15 protein-coding genes are annotated in these 16540 nt (G+C 56.9%); 5 read left to right on the forward strand and 10 right to left on the reverse strand.

Features of this window, described 5'->3' with window-relative positions; genetic code table 11:
* Positions 1–33 precede the first annotated feature (33 nt).
* From M5R41_07495 to aspS, 6 genes are all read right to left on the reverse strand, one after another.
* Positions 34–1995 (reverse strand): DUF2723 domain-containing protein, encoded by a 1962-nt coding sequence (locus M5R41_07495; protein ID MCZ7556228.1) that lies wholly within the window; start codon positions 1993–1995, stop codon positions 34–36.
* A complete protein-coding gene (locus M5R41_07500; protein MCZ7556229.1) occupies positions 1992–2921 on the reverse strand; it encodes an ABC transporter ATP-binding protein in 930 nt (309 codons plus the stop codon). Before M5R41_07500 ends, M5R41_07495 begins: the two co-directional genes overlap by 4 nt.
* Before the next feature lie 6 nt (positions 2922–2927).
* Positions 2928–3494, reverse strand: a complete 567-nt coding sequence (locus M5R41_07505) for a PepSY-associated TM helix domain-containing protein (GenBank protein ID MCZ7556230.1) — start codon at positions 3492–3494, stop codon at positions 2928–2930.
* 180 nt (positions 3495–3674) lie between these two features.
* A complete protein-coding gene (locus M5R41_07510) occupies positions 3675–4256 on the reverse strand; it encodes a hypothetical protein (protein ID MCZ7556231.1) in 582 nt (193 codons plus the stop codon).
* 160 nt (positions 4257–4416) lie between these two features.
* Entirely contained in the window at positions 4417–5676 is a 1260-nt protein-coding gene (hutI, locus tag M5R41_07515) for an imidazolonepropionase (GenBank protein MCZ7556232.1), read from the reverse strand.
* Position 5677: 1 nt separating this feature from the next.
* Entirely contained in the window at positions 5678–7450 is a 1773-nt protein-coding gene (aspS, locus tag M5R41_07520) for an aspartate--tRNA ligase (GenBank protein MCZ7556233.1), read from the reverse strand.
* Positions 7451–7738: 288 nt separating this feature from the next.
* Between aspS and M5R41_07525 the strand changes: the two genes are divergently transcribed.
* From M5R41_07525 to M5R41_07545, 5 genes are all read left to right on the forward strand, one after another.
* On the forward strand, positions 7739–8461 hold the full coding sequence (locus tag M5R41_07525) for a hypothetical protein (GenBank protein MCZ7556234.1): 723 nt from the start codon (positions 7739–7741) through the stop codon (positions 8459–8461).
* The gene (locus M5R41_07530; protein MCZ7556235.1) at positions 8458–9702 is read left to right on the forward strand and encodes a glycerophosphodiester phosphodiesterase; all 1245 of its coding nucleotides are present in this window, start codon (positions 8458–8460) and stop codon (positions 9700–9702) included. The genes M5R41_07525 and M5R41_07530 overlap by 4 nt, the downstream gene beginning before the upstream one ends.
* Positions 9699–10352, forward strand: a complete 654-nt coding sequence (locus tag M5R41_07535) for a hypothetical protein (protein ID MCZ7556236.1) — start codon at positions 9699–9701, stop codon at positions 10350–10352. Before M5R41_07530 ends, M5R41_07535 begins: the two co-directional genes overlap by 4 nt.
* Before the next feature lie 63 nt (positions 10353–10415).
* The gene (locus tag M5R41_07540; GenBank protein MCZ7556237.1) at positions 10416–10673 is read left to right on the forward strand and encodes a DUF6429 family protein; all 258 of its coding nucleotides are present in this window, start codon (positions 10416–10418) and stop codon (positions 10671–10673) included.
* 175 nt (positions 10674–10848) lie between these two features.
* Complete coding sequence (locus M5R41_07545) at positions 10849–11976, forward strand: T9SS type A sorting domain-containing protein (protein ID MCZ7556238.1); 1128 nt, start codon at positions 10849–10851, stop codon at positions 11974–11976.
* A gap of 440 nt (positions 11977–12416) precedes the next feature.
* Here M5R41_07545 and M5R41_07550 read toward each other — a convergent pair whose 3' ends face one another.
* From M5R41_07550 to M5R41_07565, 4 genes are all read right to left on the reverse strand, one after another.
* A complete protein-coding gene (locus tag M5R41_07550; GenBank protein MCZ7556239.1) occupies positions 12417–13049 on the reverse strand; it encodes a tetratricopeptide repeat protein in 633 nt (210 codons plus the stop codon).
* A 1064-nt stretch (positions 13050–14113) separates the two neighbouring features.
* Positions 14114–14926, reverse strand: a complete 813-nt coding sequence (locus M5R41_07555; protein ID MCZ7556240.1) for a hypothetical protein — start codon at positions 14924–14926, stop codon at positions 14114–14116.
* A 210-nt stretch (positions 14927–15136) separates the two neighbouring features.
* Positions 15137–15436, reverse strand: a complete 300-nt coding sequence (locus M5R41_07560; protein MCZ7556241.1) for a hypothetical protein — start codon at positions 15434–15436, stop codon at positions 15137–15139.
* Positions 15437–15848: 412 nt separating this feature from the next.
* The gene (locus M5R41_07565; GenBank protein ID MCZ7556242.1) at positions 15849–16427 is read right to left on the reverse strand and encodes an outer membrane beta-barrel protein; all 579 of its coding nucleotides are present in this window, start codon (positions 16425–16427) and stop codon (positions 15849–15851) included.
* Positions 16428–16540: the final 113 nt, after the last annotated feature.

Raw genomic sequence — 16540 nt, forward strand, 5'->3', positions numbered from 1 at the left:
CCCGCTCCCGATCGTACCGACTTCGGGAATGTCTTATTGCTCCGCTTCCTCGCCGCTCTGCGGCGGGACATCGGCAGGGTCACCGGCCATCCGTCCCGAACGCAGGGCCTGGTCGTTCCGCTGCTTCCACTGTAACAAACGAGAATCGCCCGGGACGAATGCCGCTGCACGTTCAAAAAATGGGACGGCTTCGCGGTAGTAGCCTGCGCGATGCGCATAGACCGCGCGGTTCAGTAACATGCTTCCGTACATTCCGGGCAATGCCAGCGGCAAGCGTTCATCGGATGCGAAGGGACGATGCTGCAACTGTGGAAAAGGCAACGCCTCATAGCGCGGGACTTCGTCTGGTCTGTACAATCGGAACGCCAGCCCGACGGGAACCCGAATAAAATCCGGCGCGAACTGCTGCTCCATTTCTATGGTCACATACACCGGGCGCGACGCATAACTCTTCTCGATGATACTGTTGATCATACGGTTGAACGCGGCTTCGATGGTTGCCGGATCGTACGGAAGATCATGTTCGAACTTGTACAATTCAACCTCAAACGCGGCGATGGCATCGACGGACTGCTCGTACACATCGGGGTAGTTGACACGCAGTTGCTCGATATACCAGGATCTGCGAAAAAGCTCCTTATCGAGTACCACCACGTCCGTTCTGAAATTCTCTACCGCCTGATAGTACAAGGACGCCGACACCCAGTAATCCCACTGATACGAGAAAACAAGAGCGTGTTTCTCCAGCGAAGCGAACATGTTCTTTGTATAGTCCTCGACAAGATAATTTCCACGCTGCGAAACCCCTTGCGCATTGAGCGCCAGGGGAAGGATGAACACCACACCCACGACCGCAGGATGGCGAAACTTTACGGACATCGTTTGGGCGAGCCATTGAGTGATCGCCGCAATCCCTGTCGCGGTCCATGCGCCGAGAACGGCGAGCGCCAGCAGAAGGTAGGAATCGATATCGTGGATCTCATATCCGGCGGCCCAGACCACGCACGTCACGAACAGCAACAGGAGTACGGCGCCCGCAAGCGCATTGCGCCGGATGAGCACAATCATCCCCACTGCAGCGGCGAGCAGTGCGACATATTGCACATCGCCGGGCAGCAAGGAGGTGACGTTCGCGAACTGTTTTTTCCAGGCATCCGCACTGGAGAACATCCACACACTGTACTGTTTTCCCGACAGATGCCAGATGAAGCGTTCCCAGCTTTCCGGATTCCCCCAATTCAGCCAGGGATGCGCCGAGGCGCGCAGCGGCAGATAGAGATACGGCAGCAGTCCGGCGGCAAAGGATCCGGCGGCGGTAAGCGCCGTTCGTGCTGAGAGAAGCTTTTGTCTCAAGAGGACGGCAAGAAGAACGAATAGCGCGGGGAGCAAAAAAACCGTACTCATGTGATTGGAGAAGGACAGCCCGAGAAGCAAAGCCAGGACCACTATGTGCCGACGCACGGAGCCTTGCGACGGCGTGTCCTGCATTGCCAGCAACAGACGCGCCAGCGCCCACATGAGCAACGCAAGCATGAGCATATGCAACGCATACACCTCGATGGACAGAGCCGTGCGCCAGTAGGTGCGGCTGAAGGCGATGGCGAGCGCTCCTATCACGGAGGCGATCAGTCGCGTACTGTCACTCATCGCGGCGTGTACTGCCTTTTTCTTGCCGGTCTTTTTCACCCCTTTCAGGCCAAGCAGATGCCAGAGCGCATCAGTGAAAAATCCTGCGCCGAGTGCAGCGCAAAGCGCCGCAAAGACGTTCAGCCGTACGATGCCGTCGCCCAGCGGCAGCCACGACCAGACACCGGCAAGCAAGGTGAACAAGGGATAGCCCGTCGGATGTGCTATGCCAAAGGTATGTGCCACCGCCGCGAGTTCGCCGGCATCAATAAAATCCAGGGAGGGAGCGAGCGTAAGCAGATACACGAGAAATGCGAACCCGCCTGTTCCCGCCGCCGCCGCGATTCGTCGTCGGAGTGTGTCGTTCATGCGACTGCCTGCGTATCCGGTCGTTCGGTGATGCGTAAAAAATAATCTTCCAGAGAGCGGCGGGGAGCGAAGGTGGCGACCTCGAGACCCGCCGATACCAGCCCGGCATTGGTCCTGGCGAGAGCGTCCTCGCCCATGACGCAGTGAATACTGTCATCGTATTCGCGAACGTCAGTCACCCATGCCATACCTCGAAGCAGATCGAGAGCGTGGTCGCGCGGCTGCGCCACGATGCGCACCGCAATGCTGTCGCGTCCCAAGAGTTCCTGCACCGCACCCTGCACTACAAGCTGTCCCTGATGGAGAATACACATGCGCGTAGCGACCTGCTCGATCTCGTGCAACAAATGCGAGGAAAGCAGAATCGTCATGTTGTCTTCGCGGTTCAAACGGCGGATCAGCTCACGAACTTCTTTCATACCCTGCGGATCGAGCCCGTTCGTGGGCTCGTCCAATACGAGGAATTCCGGTCTGGGCAGCAGTGCTTGCGCGATGCCCAGGCGCTGCTTCATGCCGTGCGAGTACGCCTTGACGCGATCCCCGCCGCGATCCAGCAGGCCAACGACATCCAGTACCTCGTCAATACGCCGTTTGTCGACCTCACCATACAAGGCCGACACGATCTCGAGATTTTTTCTGGCGCTGAGGTAAAGGTAAAAATCCGGTCGCTCGACGAGACCGCCGACGCGCGAGAGCACGACGCGATCCGTCGCGGCATCCTTGCCGAACAGGCGCACGCTGCCCGTTGTGGGTGCGATGAGAGACAGCACCATACGAATGGTGGTGCTTTTTCCCGCACCGTTCGGTCCGAGGAAACCGTAGATGTCCCCTCGGTGCACCTCCAGATTCAGTTCAGAAACGGCGAGACGCTTACCGAAGCGTTTGCTCAGTTGATGCGTACTCAGTATGACATGCTCATTCGTCATGCGCTGTCACAGATAGATGATGAGGAAGATCGCCGGAATGAGGATGCCGATGGCGGTCAACCACGCACCGCGTCCGGTGATACCTTTTTTTCCTTTTAAAATGAACAAGCCACTGATGGCCATGATGATGAGGGCGCCCGCAAAAATATCGGAATACCAGGTAAACAACTGTCGCGGAGTGTTGTAATGCAGGAAGTTCACCTCGAAGAACACCGGTCTGCGCCGTGTGGTTTCGAGCAACCCCTCACCCGTCTCCATGTCAATGGCCACCGTTCCTCCCTGCAGAAACACCTTCAGTAGCCCCTCCTCGGGAAAGTAATGATTCTTGTAGTTTTCTTCCTGATCGAAGCGCGCGAGCATGGCGCGCACCTTGTCCTTCGTCAGTCCTTCCTCCGATATCGGCGCGGGTACGGATACGTCCCGCGCCTCGATAATGTAGTTCGGATCCCAGTCCTTGAGATGATTGAGCGCAATGCCGGAGAGCGCGTAGATCACCGTCATCGCGGCGAACAAATAGCCGAGATCCCGATGAATCGCCTGATTCCAGCGTCTGATTCTGTTGGAGAGCTTCATTGTCTGTAGCGGATGTGGTGAAGTACGCTTTCGTGAACGGGGTATGTGCTGAACGTGAAAAGGAAAAGGTGAAAGGAGGCTACCTGGCAAAGGTTACGCGATGAACGGACTTGCACGTGGAACGCGTATCGATGCATCTCTCGCATTTCACCTTTCACTTTTCACTCTTGCGCGAGCCTGTCAATGCGCGTGCTCTTGCTCTTCCTCTGCGGGTGCGTCTTTCGCGACGGGATTCGCGGAACCATCTTTCATCTTGTATGAGACGCACTGGACATGCCACATCGAAAGGTAGGCTTTCCCGCTGGCGGCCAGTTCCTCCCGCTTCGCGTTCACGGCTTCGAGGCCCTGCGGATCAACATGACCGGCGTCTTCATGTTCTTCCGTCGTTTCGGCAAGTACTTCCTGCTCCCACTCGTCGAGGTACTGCTTGTCAATGCGCGTCTCACGCAGAATGCCGGTAACGATAATATCCGATCCTTCCAATTCACGCGCGAACGCCGGCATGTTCTCTCCGAGCTCGACTTTCATGCGATCATTGGTTTTGGTATCGGTGAGATGCAGGCGCTTACCCCCGTGCTTGCACACGTGCGTAACGGTACCTTCCAGCACGACCTCCTTGTCAATGAACTGTTCCGGTTTCTCCATGAACTTCGCGAGAGTCAGCGCGGCGGCACCCTCCGTTGCTTCCTGCTTCTGTCCACAAGCCGAGATCAGGACAACGCCGATGATGACGGCGAACACAATGCTCCATGTGCGTTTCATACAGTGATTCCTTGTTGTAATGGGTTTCCGTGTAGTGTTTCAAACAATGACCGGCACAAGACAAAACATTTTGACATCGGATACTCCGCACAGGTTTAGCCATGCGGAACGATTTCCCGGACGATGCGTCGCCGAGGCGCGGGCAGAGGACCGGCCGCTTTCACGCATTCGCGTAGCGCTTTTCCATCACCACCATGCCGTTCTTGATCACCGTGTTGAGGTGATTGACGCCGTAGTGATAGAGGATGCGTTGCCATACCGGGACATCGAAGATCAGAAGATCCGCCTGTTTGCCGACCTCGATGCTTCCAAGACGGTCGGCGCGGTGCAACGCCGCAGCCGCATTGAGCGTCACGGCGGTGATGACCTCTTCCATGGTCATGCGCATCTGCATGGCGGCGAGACTCATCATGAGCTGTATATTTTCGCTCATGCAGGATCCGGGATTCATATCCGTCGCGATGGCGACGGGCAGCCCCGCGTCGATGAGACGCCGGGCGTCGGGCATCGGTTCACCGAGGAAGAGCGATACGCCGGGAAGCAGCGTAGCGATGCTGCCTGCAGCCTTCATGCGCTCGATGCCTTCGTCGCTGATATGATCGAGGTGATCGGCTGAGGCCGCCTGCATGTCCGCAGCCAACTCCGAGCCGCCGCCCGCCGTGATCTGATCGGCATGGACGCGCACAGACAGACCCAACGCACGGGCGCGCTCGAACAGCACCCTCCCCTCATCCACGGTAAAAGCGCCGCGCTCCACGAAAACATCACAGTACTCGGCCAGACCCCGCTGTGCGACTTCGGGAAGCATGCGGTCGAGCACGAGGGCAAGATATTCGTCGCGACGCTCCTTGTAATCGAAAGGGATGGTGTGCGCGCCCAGAAAGGTGGGCACGATGTCCACGACGTGCAGATCTTTCAGCTCATTGATGACTTCGAGCAACTTGATCTCACTTTCATACTCGAGGCCGTAGCCGCTCTTGATCTCCACCGTCGTGCTGCCGAAACCCAGACAACTGTCCAGACGATGCAGCGCGTACTCCGTCAGTTCGACCTTGCTGGCGGCACGCGTTGCCTTCACCGTGGTGTTGATACCCCCACCCGACGCGGCAATCTCGGCATAGGTCGCGCCGGCGATGCGTCGCGCAAATTCCTCCTCACGCGCGCCGGCGAACACGAGATGCGTGTGACTGTCGATGAAACCCGGCAACACCACCTTGCCGTATGCATTGATGCTGCGCTCCGCATCGGAGATGTCGATGTCGTCGGATGCGCCGACAAAAGCGATACGGCCATCCTTTACGGCGACAGCCCCATCATGGATCACACCGATATCGCGCATGTCGCGCCCGCATTTTCGCTGCGCTCCCCTGCCGGCGACGGTCACAATCTGGCTGGCGTTATAAAGGATGAGATCCATCATGTCACTGCCTGATGCTGATGTGCAACTCACGGAGCTGTTCTTCGGAAACAGGGGACGGCGCGGTGTCCATGAGAGACAGCGCGCTGTTGGTTTTCGGAAAAGCGACGACGTCGCGGATACTGGCGAGCCCGGCGATGATGGTCACGATGCGGTCCAGTCCCAACGCGATTCCACCGTGCGGCGGAGCGCCGTAACGGAAGGCATCGATGAGAAAACCGAATTTCTCCCGAATTTCCTCAGGCGCGAAGCCGAGCAGGGAAAAGATTTTCGCCTGTAACGCGCTGTCGTGAATACGGATGCTGCCGCTGCCCACTTCATTGCCATTCCACACCAGGTCGTAGCAGTCCGCACGCGCGGCTTTCGGGTCGGTGTCCAGCAAGGGAATATCCGTGGCCTTGGGCGAGGTAAAGGGATGGTGTTCGGCGTAGTAGCGTCGCGTCTCTTCATCCCACTGGAAGAGCGGGAAATCCGTAACCCACAGCAGTTTGTGCTCGTTTGCTTTGATGAGGCCGAGATCGCGACCGATCTCGAGGCGCAACGTCCCCATGGCCAGAAGTGCTGCCCGGCGCTTCGCATCCGCGAGAATGAGAATGAGATCACCTTCCTCTGCCCGCATTGCCGTCGTAAGCGAAGATTGTTGTGCTTCGTTGAGGAATTTCGCGGCGGGGCCCTGAAGCGTTCCTTCGGACACTTTGAGCCAGACCAGTCCGCCCATACCCAATGCTTTTGCGCGCTCGGTCAGTTCATCCAGTTTCTTTCTGCTGAAATCCGTCGCCGCACCCTTCACGGTGATGCCGGTGACTATTCCGCCATGATCCAGCGCGTTACGGAATACCATGAATTCGCTGTCGGCCAGCGTTTCATTCAGCGTGACCATCTCCATGCCGAAACGCAGATCCGGTTTGTCCGAACCATAGCGCTCCAGGGCCTCGTAATAATCCATCACCGGAATCGGCAGCTCCAACTCCACCCCTATCGTTTCCCGGAGCATTCTCTGTACAAGACCTTCTATCAAACGATAAATATCGTTGGCCGTGACGAAGGTCATTTCCACGTCTATCTGTGTGAACTCCGGCTGCCGGTCCGCGCGCAAATCCTCGTCGCGGAAACATTTGACAATTTGCACGTAGCGGTCGAACCCTGCCACCATGAGCAATTGCTTGTACTGCTGCGGCGATTGAGGCAGAGCGAAAAAGCGTCCCGGATGTACGCGGCTGGGAACGAGATAGTCACGTGCGCCCTCCGGCGTACTTTTCATGAGCACAGGGGTTTCCACCTCCACGAAATTCTGCTCGTCGAAGTAGCGGTGCACGACCTGATAGATACGATGGCGCAGAAGTAGATTTTTCTGGAGGCTCGGACGCCGGAGATCCAGGTAGCGATACTTCAGCCGCAAATCTTCGTTCGCGTCCACATCGTCGCGGATTTCGAAAGGCGTGATTTCGGACGGGTTCAGAATCTGGAAACTGTCCACCAAAACCTCGACCTCTCCGGTCGGCATGGATGTGTTCGTCATGCCTTCAGGCCTGTGCTGCACCAACCCGGTGACGGAAAGCACAAACTCCGATCGCAGATCGTGCGCCGCTTTGTGCACCTCCGCATTATGCTGTGGCGCGAAGGTCGTTTGCGTAATACCGTAGCGATCGCGGAGATCGATGAAAATCATGCCCCCGAGGTCACGGCGTACATGGACCCAGCCGTTAAGCGTGACGGTATTTCCGATATCGGAGGCGCGGAGCTCTCCGCAGGTATGGGTTCGTTGTGCAAAGATCATGTAAGCTTCCAGAATTCATTCGAACGTAGTCTATAAATATACCGATTCCCGCCAGATGGCGGAAATACTATCAGCCAAACACGACGGGTCTGTATTGCGAAAGGTTCGAACCGTGGGGACGCCAGGCCATCGCTCCCCACAGACCGCGACCACGATGCTTTCGTGCGTGAAATTTGCAGATGTCGAATTCTCTTGCTACAATCGTTTTATTGTGGTGGCGATGATTTTCGTGGGCTTCCGGAATCGCATGGGACCGGAGCACCATAGCGACGCAGACGAGAAATGCACATGCGCACAATGCAAACCCGGAAGTGGATTGGTACGGCCTTGCGGCTGTGCCTGATTCTCGTTGTGACGCAATCGGCCAGATCTCAAGAAGCGGCACCATCGGTGTTTTTCCCGCGTCCGAAAAACACGGGCGCCTTCGATGCCTCGCTCGGTCTGCGCGTACTCGCCGTTCCCAGAGATATTTCCGAAGAAGAACTGAACCGCGCTCCCGCCCTCGATGCGCAGATTACCGTCGGGCTGCCGCTGCAATTCACCGTCCTCTCCTCGGCGGATCTGCAATTCATTACCAATCAGGTAAAGGGCGGTCTGCGATGGTCGCATTGCATCGGCGATTTCTGTGTCGGAGCGGGTGACGAGTTTGGATTTTGGTTTGGTTCTATCTATCTCGAGGGCTTCGATAATTCCGTCCGCGGCTGGATGCATTATCCGCATGTGCTGCTGGGGTACGAAACGGGGGATGTGCGCTTGTCACTGCGCGGAGAATGGCTGTACACATTATCCGAGAGAACGTTCACCGGCGAGAACGAACTGTCCTCGACAAAAAACCGCCTTGTGGGATTTGCGGGATCATTTATGATGGAGCAGCCACTGCTGCGAAATCTGCACGTCGTTCTCGGTGTGCGCCTCTCCTCTACCGAATTCCATCATCAGACCTGGTTTGCATTTTCCGCATTCAAACGGAAACTACTGTATTCGGAATTACTTTTTGCGGTGCTGCTATGACACGAGCGTGGTTCTTCCTCATTCTCCTCCTGCTGTGCTGCAACGGTTGCGACACGGAGGTAGAGGTCCTGGTCCCGGATTACCATGCCGCGGGATTATTAAACGGTACGGCTGCCGTTCCCTGGTCCGCGCTGGATGCAATGGAGGGAGTCTACGAGGTAACCGAGGGGAATGCGCTTCTTGGCAGGCAGGTCGTTATCCGACACACACGTAATGTCCTTTCCATCTTTGGCGAGCGGGACGCGGTGTATTGCATCCTCGAATCGGGAATGGCTGATTCCTCCCTGCTGTTTGCGGGGTATTGGCGCAAGCAGGTCGGGACCGAAACCGGTATCTTCCAGGTCTCCGTAGCTGCGGATGAGGGCGGACGCGCGTTGTTAACCGGCGGACAGGCGGTACCAGGCAGTATCATCCTTGCAGGCGATCTCGGGAATGCCATCGGCAGCGGGAAGCGACCGGTGCGCTGCATCTATCGCCGTCCGCTGTACACGTCAGATACTCCCTTCCTCATTCTCGCACACAGGGCGGGAGGGAGAAATTCAGACTATCTCCCCGCGTCGGAAAATTCGGCCGAGCTTGTGAAACTCGCCGAATTTTTCGGAGCGAACGGTGTCGAAATAGATGTGCAGCTGACCAAAGACGGCGTACCCGTCATCTATCATGACGAGGATATGAACCTGCGGCTCAATCAGAAAAGCGGGCTTGTGGGCTCCGTGAGCGAGTACACCCTTGCGCAGATCGAGAGTTTCGTCCGCCTGCGAAACGGCGAACGCATCCCGACACTCCGGCGCATGCTGGCCACCATACTCCGGCAAACCTCGCTCAAGGTCGTGTGGCTCGATATCAAGCCCTCTGTCCCTCTCTCGATGCTCACCAATCTCCAGCGTGAGTATGCGGACAGTGCGCGAACTCTGGGGCGGGATCTCACCATCGTAATTGGCATACCCGACGCAGAGAAAGCACAGGAATTGCAGCAACTTCCTGATTACCGTCGCGCGAATGTCCTCTGTGAACTGGACATGGAGACGACACGGGCGTTGGATGCGGATGTTTGGGCTCCGCGATGGACACTCGGCACGCAAAACGAGCGAGTGGCCGAGATGCAGAACGAGGGACGCCGCGTGCTGACCTGGACGCTCGATCAGGCCGCGTACATAGAGCAGTTCATCCGGACAGGACGATTCGACGGCATTCTCACCAACTATCCCGCCCTGGTCGCCTATTACTATTACTCACAATGATGCGCCATCTTCAATACACGATCTGCGCCTGTTGCCTGCTCCTGGTTGTTTCGGAGGGAAGCGCGGCGGTTTTCACATCGTCGCCGGTGGACGATACTGCTGCCGCGCACATATCATCCACCGGCATCAGCGAACCGGACACTTTCACGGTGATGGCGACGCTCGCCGGCGGCTACGCGCAGTACATAATGCCGTATCCGTCAGGTCTGGAAATTGACCGACGCGGTTGGGCATTCAGCGCGCGACTGCTGTGGCATCCGGATCACCGACTGCGCCTCGGAGTGGAGAGCGGATGGACTTCACTATACTCCTATGATTTGCGTGATGTCGAGACATCGTTCGGCCGGACGGATGCGTCGTTGTCCCTGAGCGCCATCCCCGCTCTCGTCGTGTTTTCGATGCAGGTGCTCGGCCCCGTTTCATTGTCGGCGGGCGTGGGCGGCTACTTTGTGCGCTCGCACGCGCGTTCATTCGGTGAAACGGTGGACGTCTCGCGCTTCAGTCAGGGATGGATGGGTGCCGTTACCGTGTCGCGCGTACTGCCATTCGCACCGGTGTCCGGACTGGAACTCAAATGGTACGGCGCCACCGAATTCGGTGACGGCGTGCTCACCGCGCAGCTTCTCGTGCAACTCAATGTCTTGCGATGAAGACTCGCCCCGTAAACAACATTCAGTGAGACCTGGTCAACATTTTCACCCACAGGAGAAAAAATGGAATACGACAAGGACAAAGTTGATGACATGACACTTGCACTGATGTGGCTGGTCAGCAGCAAGGACCGATATGGAGTGCGCGCATGGAAGGGCTTTGACTGGGATACGCTGAACCGACTGCATGAAAAGGGGTTGATAAGCAATCCTGTCGGAAAGGCGAAATCCGTCGCCCTCACCGACGCCGCGTACGATAGGGCACGAGAGCTATTCCAGCGTGAATTCGGCAGCGCGGCGGAGGCACGGGAATCCCATTGACGTTCTGTGACTTCCTGGGGAGGAGAAGTGAGACAGGGCGACAGACGTACCTCAGTCCCTGAAACGGGGGTCGGTACGGATAACTCCGTACTCCGACCATCCGAACGTGTCGGGATATCTCCTCTCGCGGGTATTGTGTATATTGTCCTATTATTTCACATTCTTCGGCACCTCCATGAGACACCTCGCACCTCTCCTCTTCGCCCTGTTGGCGGTATTGCCGTCCCGCTTGTACACACAGAATGCGATCATTATTGATCATCACTGCACGGATCTCTCCGCTGTGCCGACGCAGTACATCAATCAGGCGAAACAGCAGTTCCGTGTTTCGTACGGACACACCTCGCACGGCAGCCAGATCGTAAGCGGTATGCAGCTCCTCCGCGCCCTGCCGCAATCCGTCTACAACTACTCCACTTCCGGCGGGACAGGTATACTGTCCCTGCACGACGGTACACCGTCCGGTGATCTCGGTCACAACGGTGATCTATCGTGGGCAGCAGCCACTCGAGTGCTTTTAGGGCAGAGCGGTTGCAACCGCAACCTTATCATGTGGTCGTGGTGCGGCGGCTGTTCGGATAATACCGTCGAAGGTATTGACGCGTATCTCCAGGCAATGGCAGCGCTCGAACAGGAATACCCGCAAGTGCGGTTCATTTACATGACCGGTCACCTCGATGGCAGCGGTGTTGCGGGAAATCTTCATCAGCGGAATGAGCAGATCAGAGCTTTTTGCCGCGCGCACGCCAAGGTACTCTTTGATTTCGCGGATATCGAAAGCTACGATCCCGACGGAAATTCCTTCCTCGACAAAGCCGCCAACGACAACTGTGATTACCGTGACGCGCAAGGCCGCAGCAGGAACTGGGCGCAGGAATGGTGTGAGCGCAATCCGGGACAATGCGACGATTGCTCCTGCGCGCATTCGCAGTGTTTGAACTGTCAACAAAAGGGCAAGGCGTTTTGGTGGATGCTTGCGCGTCTCGCGGGCTGGGATGGGCTGACTTCCGCAGAGAAAGTGGCGGCAGTCCCTCTTACATCGCCGCTATTGCACGCTTGCCATCCGAATCCGACGGACGGACGGACGACCGTCGAATTTTCTCTTCCCGCACCAACGGATGTCAGACTCAGCATAATGGATGCCGCCGGTCGCCGTGTCGTTGCACTGCTGGATGGGCAATGGATGGCTGCGGGGGTACACAATCACTCCTGCGATGTGAGCGCGCTGCCGCGAGGATTATACTTCTTCGAGTTGCACGCAAACGGAGCACGGTCGCATCGCCCCTTGCTTCTGCTCCGATGAGTTCCATCACGTGAGGACACCAACGGCGGCGACACTATCCGTTCACGGACCTGCCCCTTCACGTCAGGCAGGTCACTCCGTGGATGACGGACGATGGCGGTTTGACGAACACCGGGTACGCCATAGCAGCGTAGAACGGCGATGTACCGCACTATCTCCTCCATGCGAACGCCTCTCATGATTTCATGCACAGCGTCTTTGCACTACCCGCACGAAAATACGGCAGTGGTGCAAGGGGTGCGACTGTGGAGGCCGCTCGAAACACAGCTCCCGCCGAGGTGAGACTCGTTGTTCGCTCGTTTCCGGCGACCTCTGCAGACGGTTCGTCGCCCCGGAATGACTGCTCGATTCCGCTACGCCCATCGGCGATTGCATACTCCGCATGGCGGCGCCGAGCCGCTCTCCTGATCGAAGAGAGCTGATCCGCGATCCGTCTTCGTTTACTCGGTTTTCTCGCCCGCCTGTTTCGCCGCTTCAGCAAAGCGCTGACGCAGCGCATCGATCTCATTTTTCAGCTCCGGCTTCTTCGACGCGAGTTTTTCGAGATCATCAACCGCACCCTTGATGTCGTCCTCACCGGTAACCTTTTCCATCGCGGTATTGTAGGCTTTCATCGCCGCGTCTTTGTTGCCGAGATCCAAATGGTATAACCCGAGATTCGCCCAGGCGTACATCATGGATTCATCGAACGCGAGACCTTTTTCGGTAGAGACGATGGCCTCTTTGATATCACCGAGGAGATACTGGCTCCAACCCAGGTTCGCCCAGACGGATCCCTCTTCCGGCAGGAGTTCCAGGACCATTTTCCAGGTTTCCGCGGCTTTCTTTTCATTACCGAGACCGGAATACGAGTAGGCCAGACGGAACAGCACTCCGGGACGGATCTGCTCCGGCAGCGCATCATTCGCGAGCATATTTTGCAGCAAGGTGACCGCCTCGCTGAATTTTTCCTGCTCGATCAGTTTTGCGCTTTCGTTCCACTGCTCCTTCAGTTCCTGCGCATGGGTAATGGTCACCACTCCGGACACGAAGAGGAGAAGCGCTGTGACGAGAAAGACACGAACCGACTTCATTTCAACCTCCTATATACGATGATTAGGTACTGGATAAAGAGACGACGCGCACGGTGTTCCACGAAGTGCGCACGAAGCTCCAAGGGATTGCGGATGTATCCGATTGATCATTCACCCTGGTACCGCAAACCGTTTGCCACGATACGGTATGCGGAAAACAACGAGAGGGGATGGAAATACTGCTGAGAATCTACATTCTTTTACATCCGAAATCAATAACCCGGCGTTGGTGCGCGGCGAACGTTCGTTGCATCATAAATATGTTACCAAGGCGCTCTCGAAAAACAAGTCGTTGCCTCATAATTGTATTACCAACAGCACGAGGCACGATTCATGGTGCGTTGGTTCATACACAATAATGTCGAGGGTCTTTCACAGGAGTCGTTGCGGTACGATTGGACCGTATCCGATTGATGGCGAAAGAGGCGAGTTCGAGAGTCCTTGTGTTTGACAGGTGCGTATTTTATATCCGGGAATCGAGGCGAGCGCTGATTACGGAGTGGCGTTTGTGGGCTCGGTGGTACGCAATCCGAGATCGTTTGGGAGATGATGTGGGCGATTCATGTATCGCCATCCGAGCGCGTCCTGAAAACCGAAATTGGGTGATTCATGTATCGCCACGCGAAGGAGATCTAAACAGGATGTGGGCGATTCATGTATCGCCACGCGAAGGAGATCTGAACAGGATGTGGGCGATTCATGTATCGCCACGCGAAGGAGATCTAAACAGGATGTGGGCGATTCATGTATCGCCACGCGAAGGAGATCTGAACAGGATATGGGCGATTCATGTATCGCCATCTGATGGAGGCCCGAATCGGATTTGGGCGATTCATGTATCGCCCACTTGCTCTCCAGGACCCGGAAACACCCCCGCCACACCAGGTCCCAGCCTTAAAACCACCACCCAAACCACCACACTCCTCCCTTTCGGACCATCATCCCTCAACAGACGGACCCAAATCCAGACAAATGCACAGAGCTTCCCCTCTCCGCCTGACGTCCGTCGTCCCGGAGCGCTGTCCCTGTCCCTTGCGATGAAAAAATGTCCTCTTCGCTTCCGCTTACTCGGATAGAAAGATCCGGGCCGGACCAAGGTTCCGGACCACCGAGCCTCGCCCGCCCGCCATGCCACCGGCGCCTCCCCCACGCGCGACGCCCTTCTTGGATGCAGTGCGTACCGCCTCATCTCTCCGCGCTCCCGTCAGCAGCAGAACGCGGCCGAGAAGCATCGCCCCTGCGAGCTGACCCGATACCGCGCGCCCCTTGCTTCCATAGACGGACAGCGCACCCGTACCGCCGAATTCCGATGCCAGAACATCGGCCAAGGTGGAGGCCTGCTTCCCCTTCTTCGTCTGCTGCGCGGGATCCACCACCACATGGCTCCACTCCTCCCGCAACTCCGCGTACACGCGGGCCAAGACCACCTCATCCTCCAGAACGCATGATGCGTAACGCCGCGCCCAGACTTCGCCGCCGCCTTTGCCGGACAACGCGTTGATGCGATGCGCGCTGTTCATCTTCAGATACCCCATGAACTCCGGCAGTGTCATGATGCGCCGGTAGTATATCCATTCGTCGCTGCCCTCCGGCGGCGCTTTCCGGGGATTCCGGACTTCAGTGATCTCCAACGCCAGCTCCACCTCGGAGGGACGAATGCTCAGTTCATGAAGCCGGATGCACGGGAAATTCTGCAACGCCTGACCGAGCACATCGAGGAATGCGCGTCCGGCGTCGCTGAGCGTGGTGATGCCGTCCTTCGTCGTTCCGAGAATTTCGGCATTCTTCCTGGTCTTGAACACGACCAGATGCTTCGACAGCTTCGAATAGTCGTACTCCCGCACACGGCGGGTACTGAGTTCTTTAAGTCGTTTCACAAAATGCTCCCTAAGCAGTGAAAAGAACGAACTTAAAGATAGGCACCCGTTCGCTGTCTGTTCAATGCAGAAAACCGCCGCTGCTCGTGAGCGTACCATACGATCAGGCACCCGACATCCGTACAGGAATTGCCCTTCGTCAAGTCTGTATGCTGTCATGCGACGGTCGTGTGCCGGCGGTCGCCGGAGTACCCGCAGGACAGTGCTCCGTCAGAGTTCTATGGTGAAAATTTCCCGCTTCCCATCTTCGAGGAAGGGCAGGAAATTCTTGTACCATTCCTGCCACTTGGCGGTCGCCATCTCGCTATGGCTCATGCTTTCCCATGCGGCAAGATTCTCGAACGTGGATTCGAGGACAAGGGTATAGTACGGACCCGTAACGTCTGTGAGTACACGCATGGGGAATTCTTCACCCGACTCGGTCAGATCCGACGAGAACGCTTTCAGCGACGCCAGGGCGCCTTTCATCTGTCCAAAACGAATACGAAATATATCACGAACAAGTATCATGATCAGGCCCTTTCATGGTGGTTAGTGCAGGAATGATGTTGCGCCGGAATATAGGATATTCGCTATCCGATTTCAAGCCCAATCAACGAATACTGCCTTGCAAGAACAGTGCCTTGCAAGGGCGGGATATGAGGTCGCACGCAGTCGGCACGCTTGAATCAGGGGCAATCGAATCCCAATGCGACCGCGATGTCGCGCGGATCGCCGCTTGGACGAGTGGAAAGCGCAGCATTGTCGCGAGATGGATGCAGCAGCTACCGCGAGCATCGTGCCGATCCACACCCATCCGCGTACGGACTCGTACGCGGAAAGGCGCGGATTCACGGATTACCCGGACAGAGAGCGGAGCGAAAGGATTGCCGGTCGCGACCTAATGCCGTTGCGGACGAGCCACTCGACCGTCGTGCGCCAATCACAATTTGACGACAAGCGTCATGAAGCCCTCTCCGGTACCGGCCCTGATGGAGCGATTGCCATGTTCTCCCGAAAGGATTGAAACGGAGATACCGTACTCTGCAAGGAGTGACAACTGTTCATGAAAGGAATATGCGACACCGATCTTCCCGCTGATGCCGGCGGTATAGTACTTCGACGAACTGCTGTTGCTGTTGTACTGGTAGCCGATGCCCAGCCCCGGACTTGCGAAGAAGGAGATTTCCTCCCAGGACTTGAGCTTGTAGACCGGGGATACGGACAGGGAAATTCTGTGAGAGTTCTGGATCGACGCGAAATATCCGGTCGTCTCTTGGTACTCAATCGTGCCGGTCAGCGACAGCCGCCACAGCGTGGTTGGCGAAGTCAGGAAACCGAGCCCGATTCCTCCGCCGTAGGCCGAGGCTGTCAGATTCGATATGCTGAAAAGCATGCAGGTCGAGTTCCCGCTTTCCCAGAATTGAGCGGCGGGACTTTTATCCTGCGCCCGCGCCAGTGTGGAAAGAAAAACGACAATCAACGCTGTCATGCCGCCCTTGAGCATCCTGCTTGCACGCATACTGCCTCCTTCTGAAGTGATGGGAACAACGCCCCTCCCGGAGCCGAGCTGCTGCAAGTTTACGAAAGTCGGCGTAAAAAGTCAATCTGCTCTGATAAAATACTTTTTCGCCG

The sequence above is a fragment of the Bacteroidia bacterium genome (assembly GCA_027493955.1).
Lineage (GTDB): Bacteria > Bacteroidota > Ignavibacteria > SZUA-365 > SZUA-365 > JAOSJT01.

Excerpts from the sequence above, each read along its gene's own strand:
- aspS (MCZ7556233.1), bottom strand. The coding sequence starts at position 7,450 with ATGATCTTTGCACAACGAACCCATACCTGCGGAGAGCTCCGCGCCTCC.
- M5R41_07565 (MCZ7556242.1), bottom strand. The coding sequence starts at position 16,427 with ATGCGTGCAAGCAGGATGCTCAAGGGCGGCATGACAGCGTTGATTGTC.
- M5R41_07505 (MCZ7556230.1), bottom strand. The coding sequence starts at position 3,494 with ATGAAGCTCTCCAACAGAATCAGACGCTGGAATCAGGCGATTCATCGG.
- M5R41_07535 (MCZ7556236.1), top strand. The coding sequence starts at position 9,699 with ATGATGCGCCATCTTCAATACACGATCTGCGCCTGTTGCCTGCTCCTG.
- M5R41_07500 (MCZ7556229.1), bottom strand. The coding sequence starts at position 2,921 with ATGACGAATGAGCATGTCATACTGAGTACGCATCAACTGAGCAAACGC.
- M5R41_07495 (MCZ7556228.1), bottom strand. The coding sequence starts at position 1,995 with ATGAACGACACACTCCGACGACGAATCGCGGCGGCGGCGGGAACAGGC.
- M5R41_07525 (MCZ7556234.1), top strand. The coding sequence starts at position 7,739 with ATGCGCACAATGCAAACCCGGAAGTGGATTGGTACGGCCTTGCGGCTG.
- M5R41_07560 (MCZ7556241.1), bottom strand. The coding sequence starts at position 15,436 with ATGATACTTGTTCGTGATATATTTCGTATTCGTTTTGGACAGATGAAA.
- M5R41_07545 (MCZ7556238.1), top strand. The coding sequence starts at position 10,849 with ATGAGACACCTCGCACCTCTCCTCTTCGCCCTGTTGGCGGTATTGCCG.
- M5R41_07530 (MCZ7556235.1), top strand. The coding sequence starts at position 8,458 with ATGACACGAGCGTGGTTCTTCCTCATTCTCCTCCTGCTGTGCTGCAAC.
- M5R41_07540 (MCZ7556237.1), top strand. The coding sequence starts at position 10,416 with ATGGAATACGACAAGGACAAAGTTGATGACATGACACTTGCACTGATG.
- M5R41_07510 (MCZ7556231.1), bottom strand. The coding sequence starts at position 4,256 with ATGAAACGCACATGGAGCATTGTGTTCGCCGTCATCATCGGCGTTGTC.
- M5R41_07550 (MCZ7556239.1), bottom strand. The coding sequence starts at position 13,049 with ATGAAGTCGGTTCGTGTCTTTCTCGTCACAGCGCTTCTCCTCTTCGTG.
- hutI (MCZ7556232.1), bottom strand. The coding sequence starts at position 5,676 with ATGATGGATCTCATCCTTTATAACGCCAGCCAGATTGTGACCGTCGCC.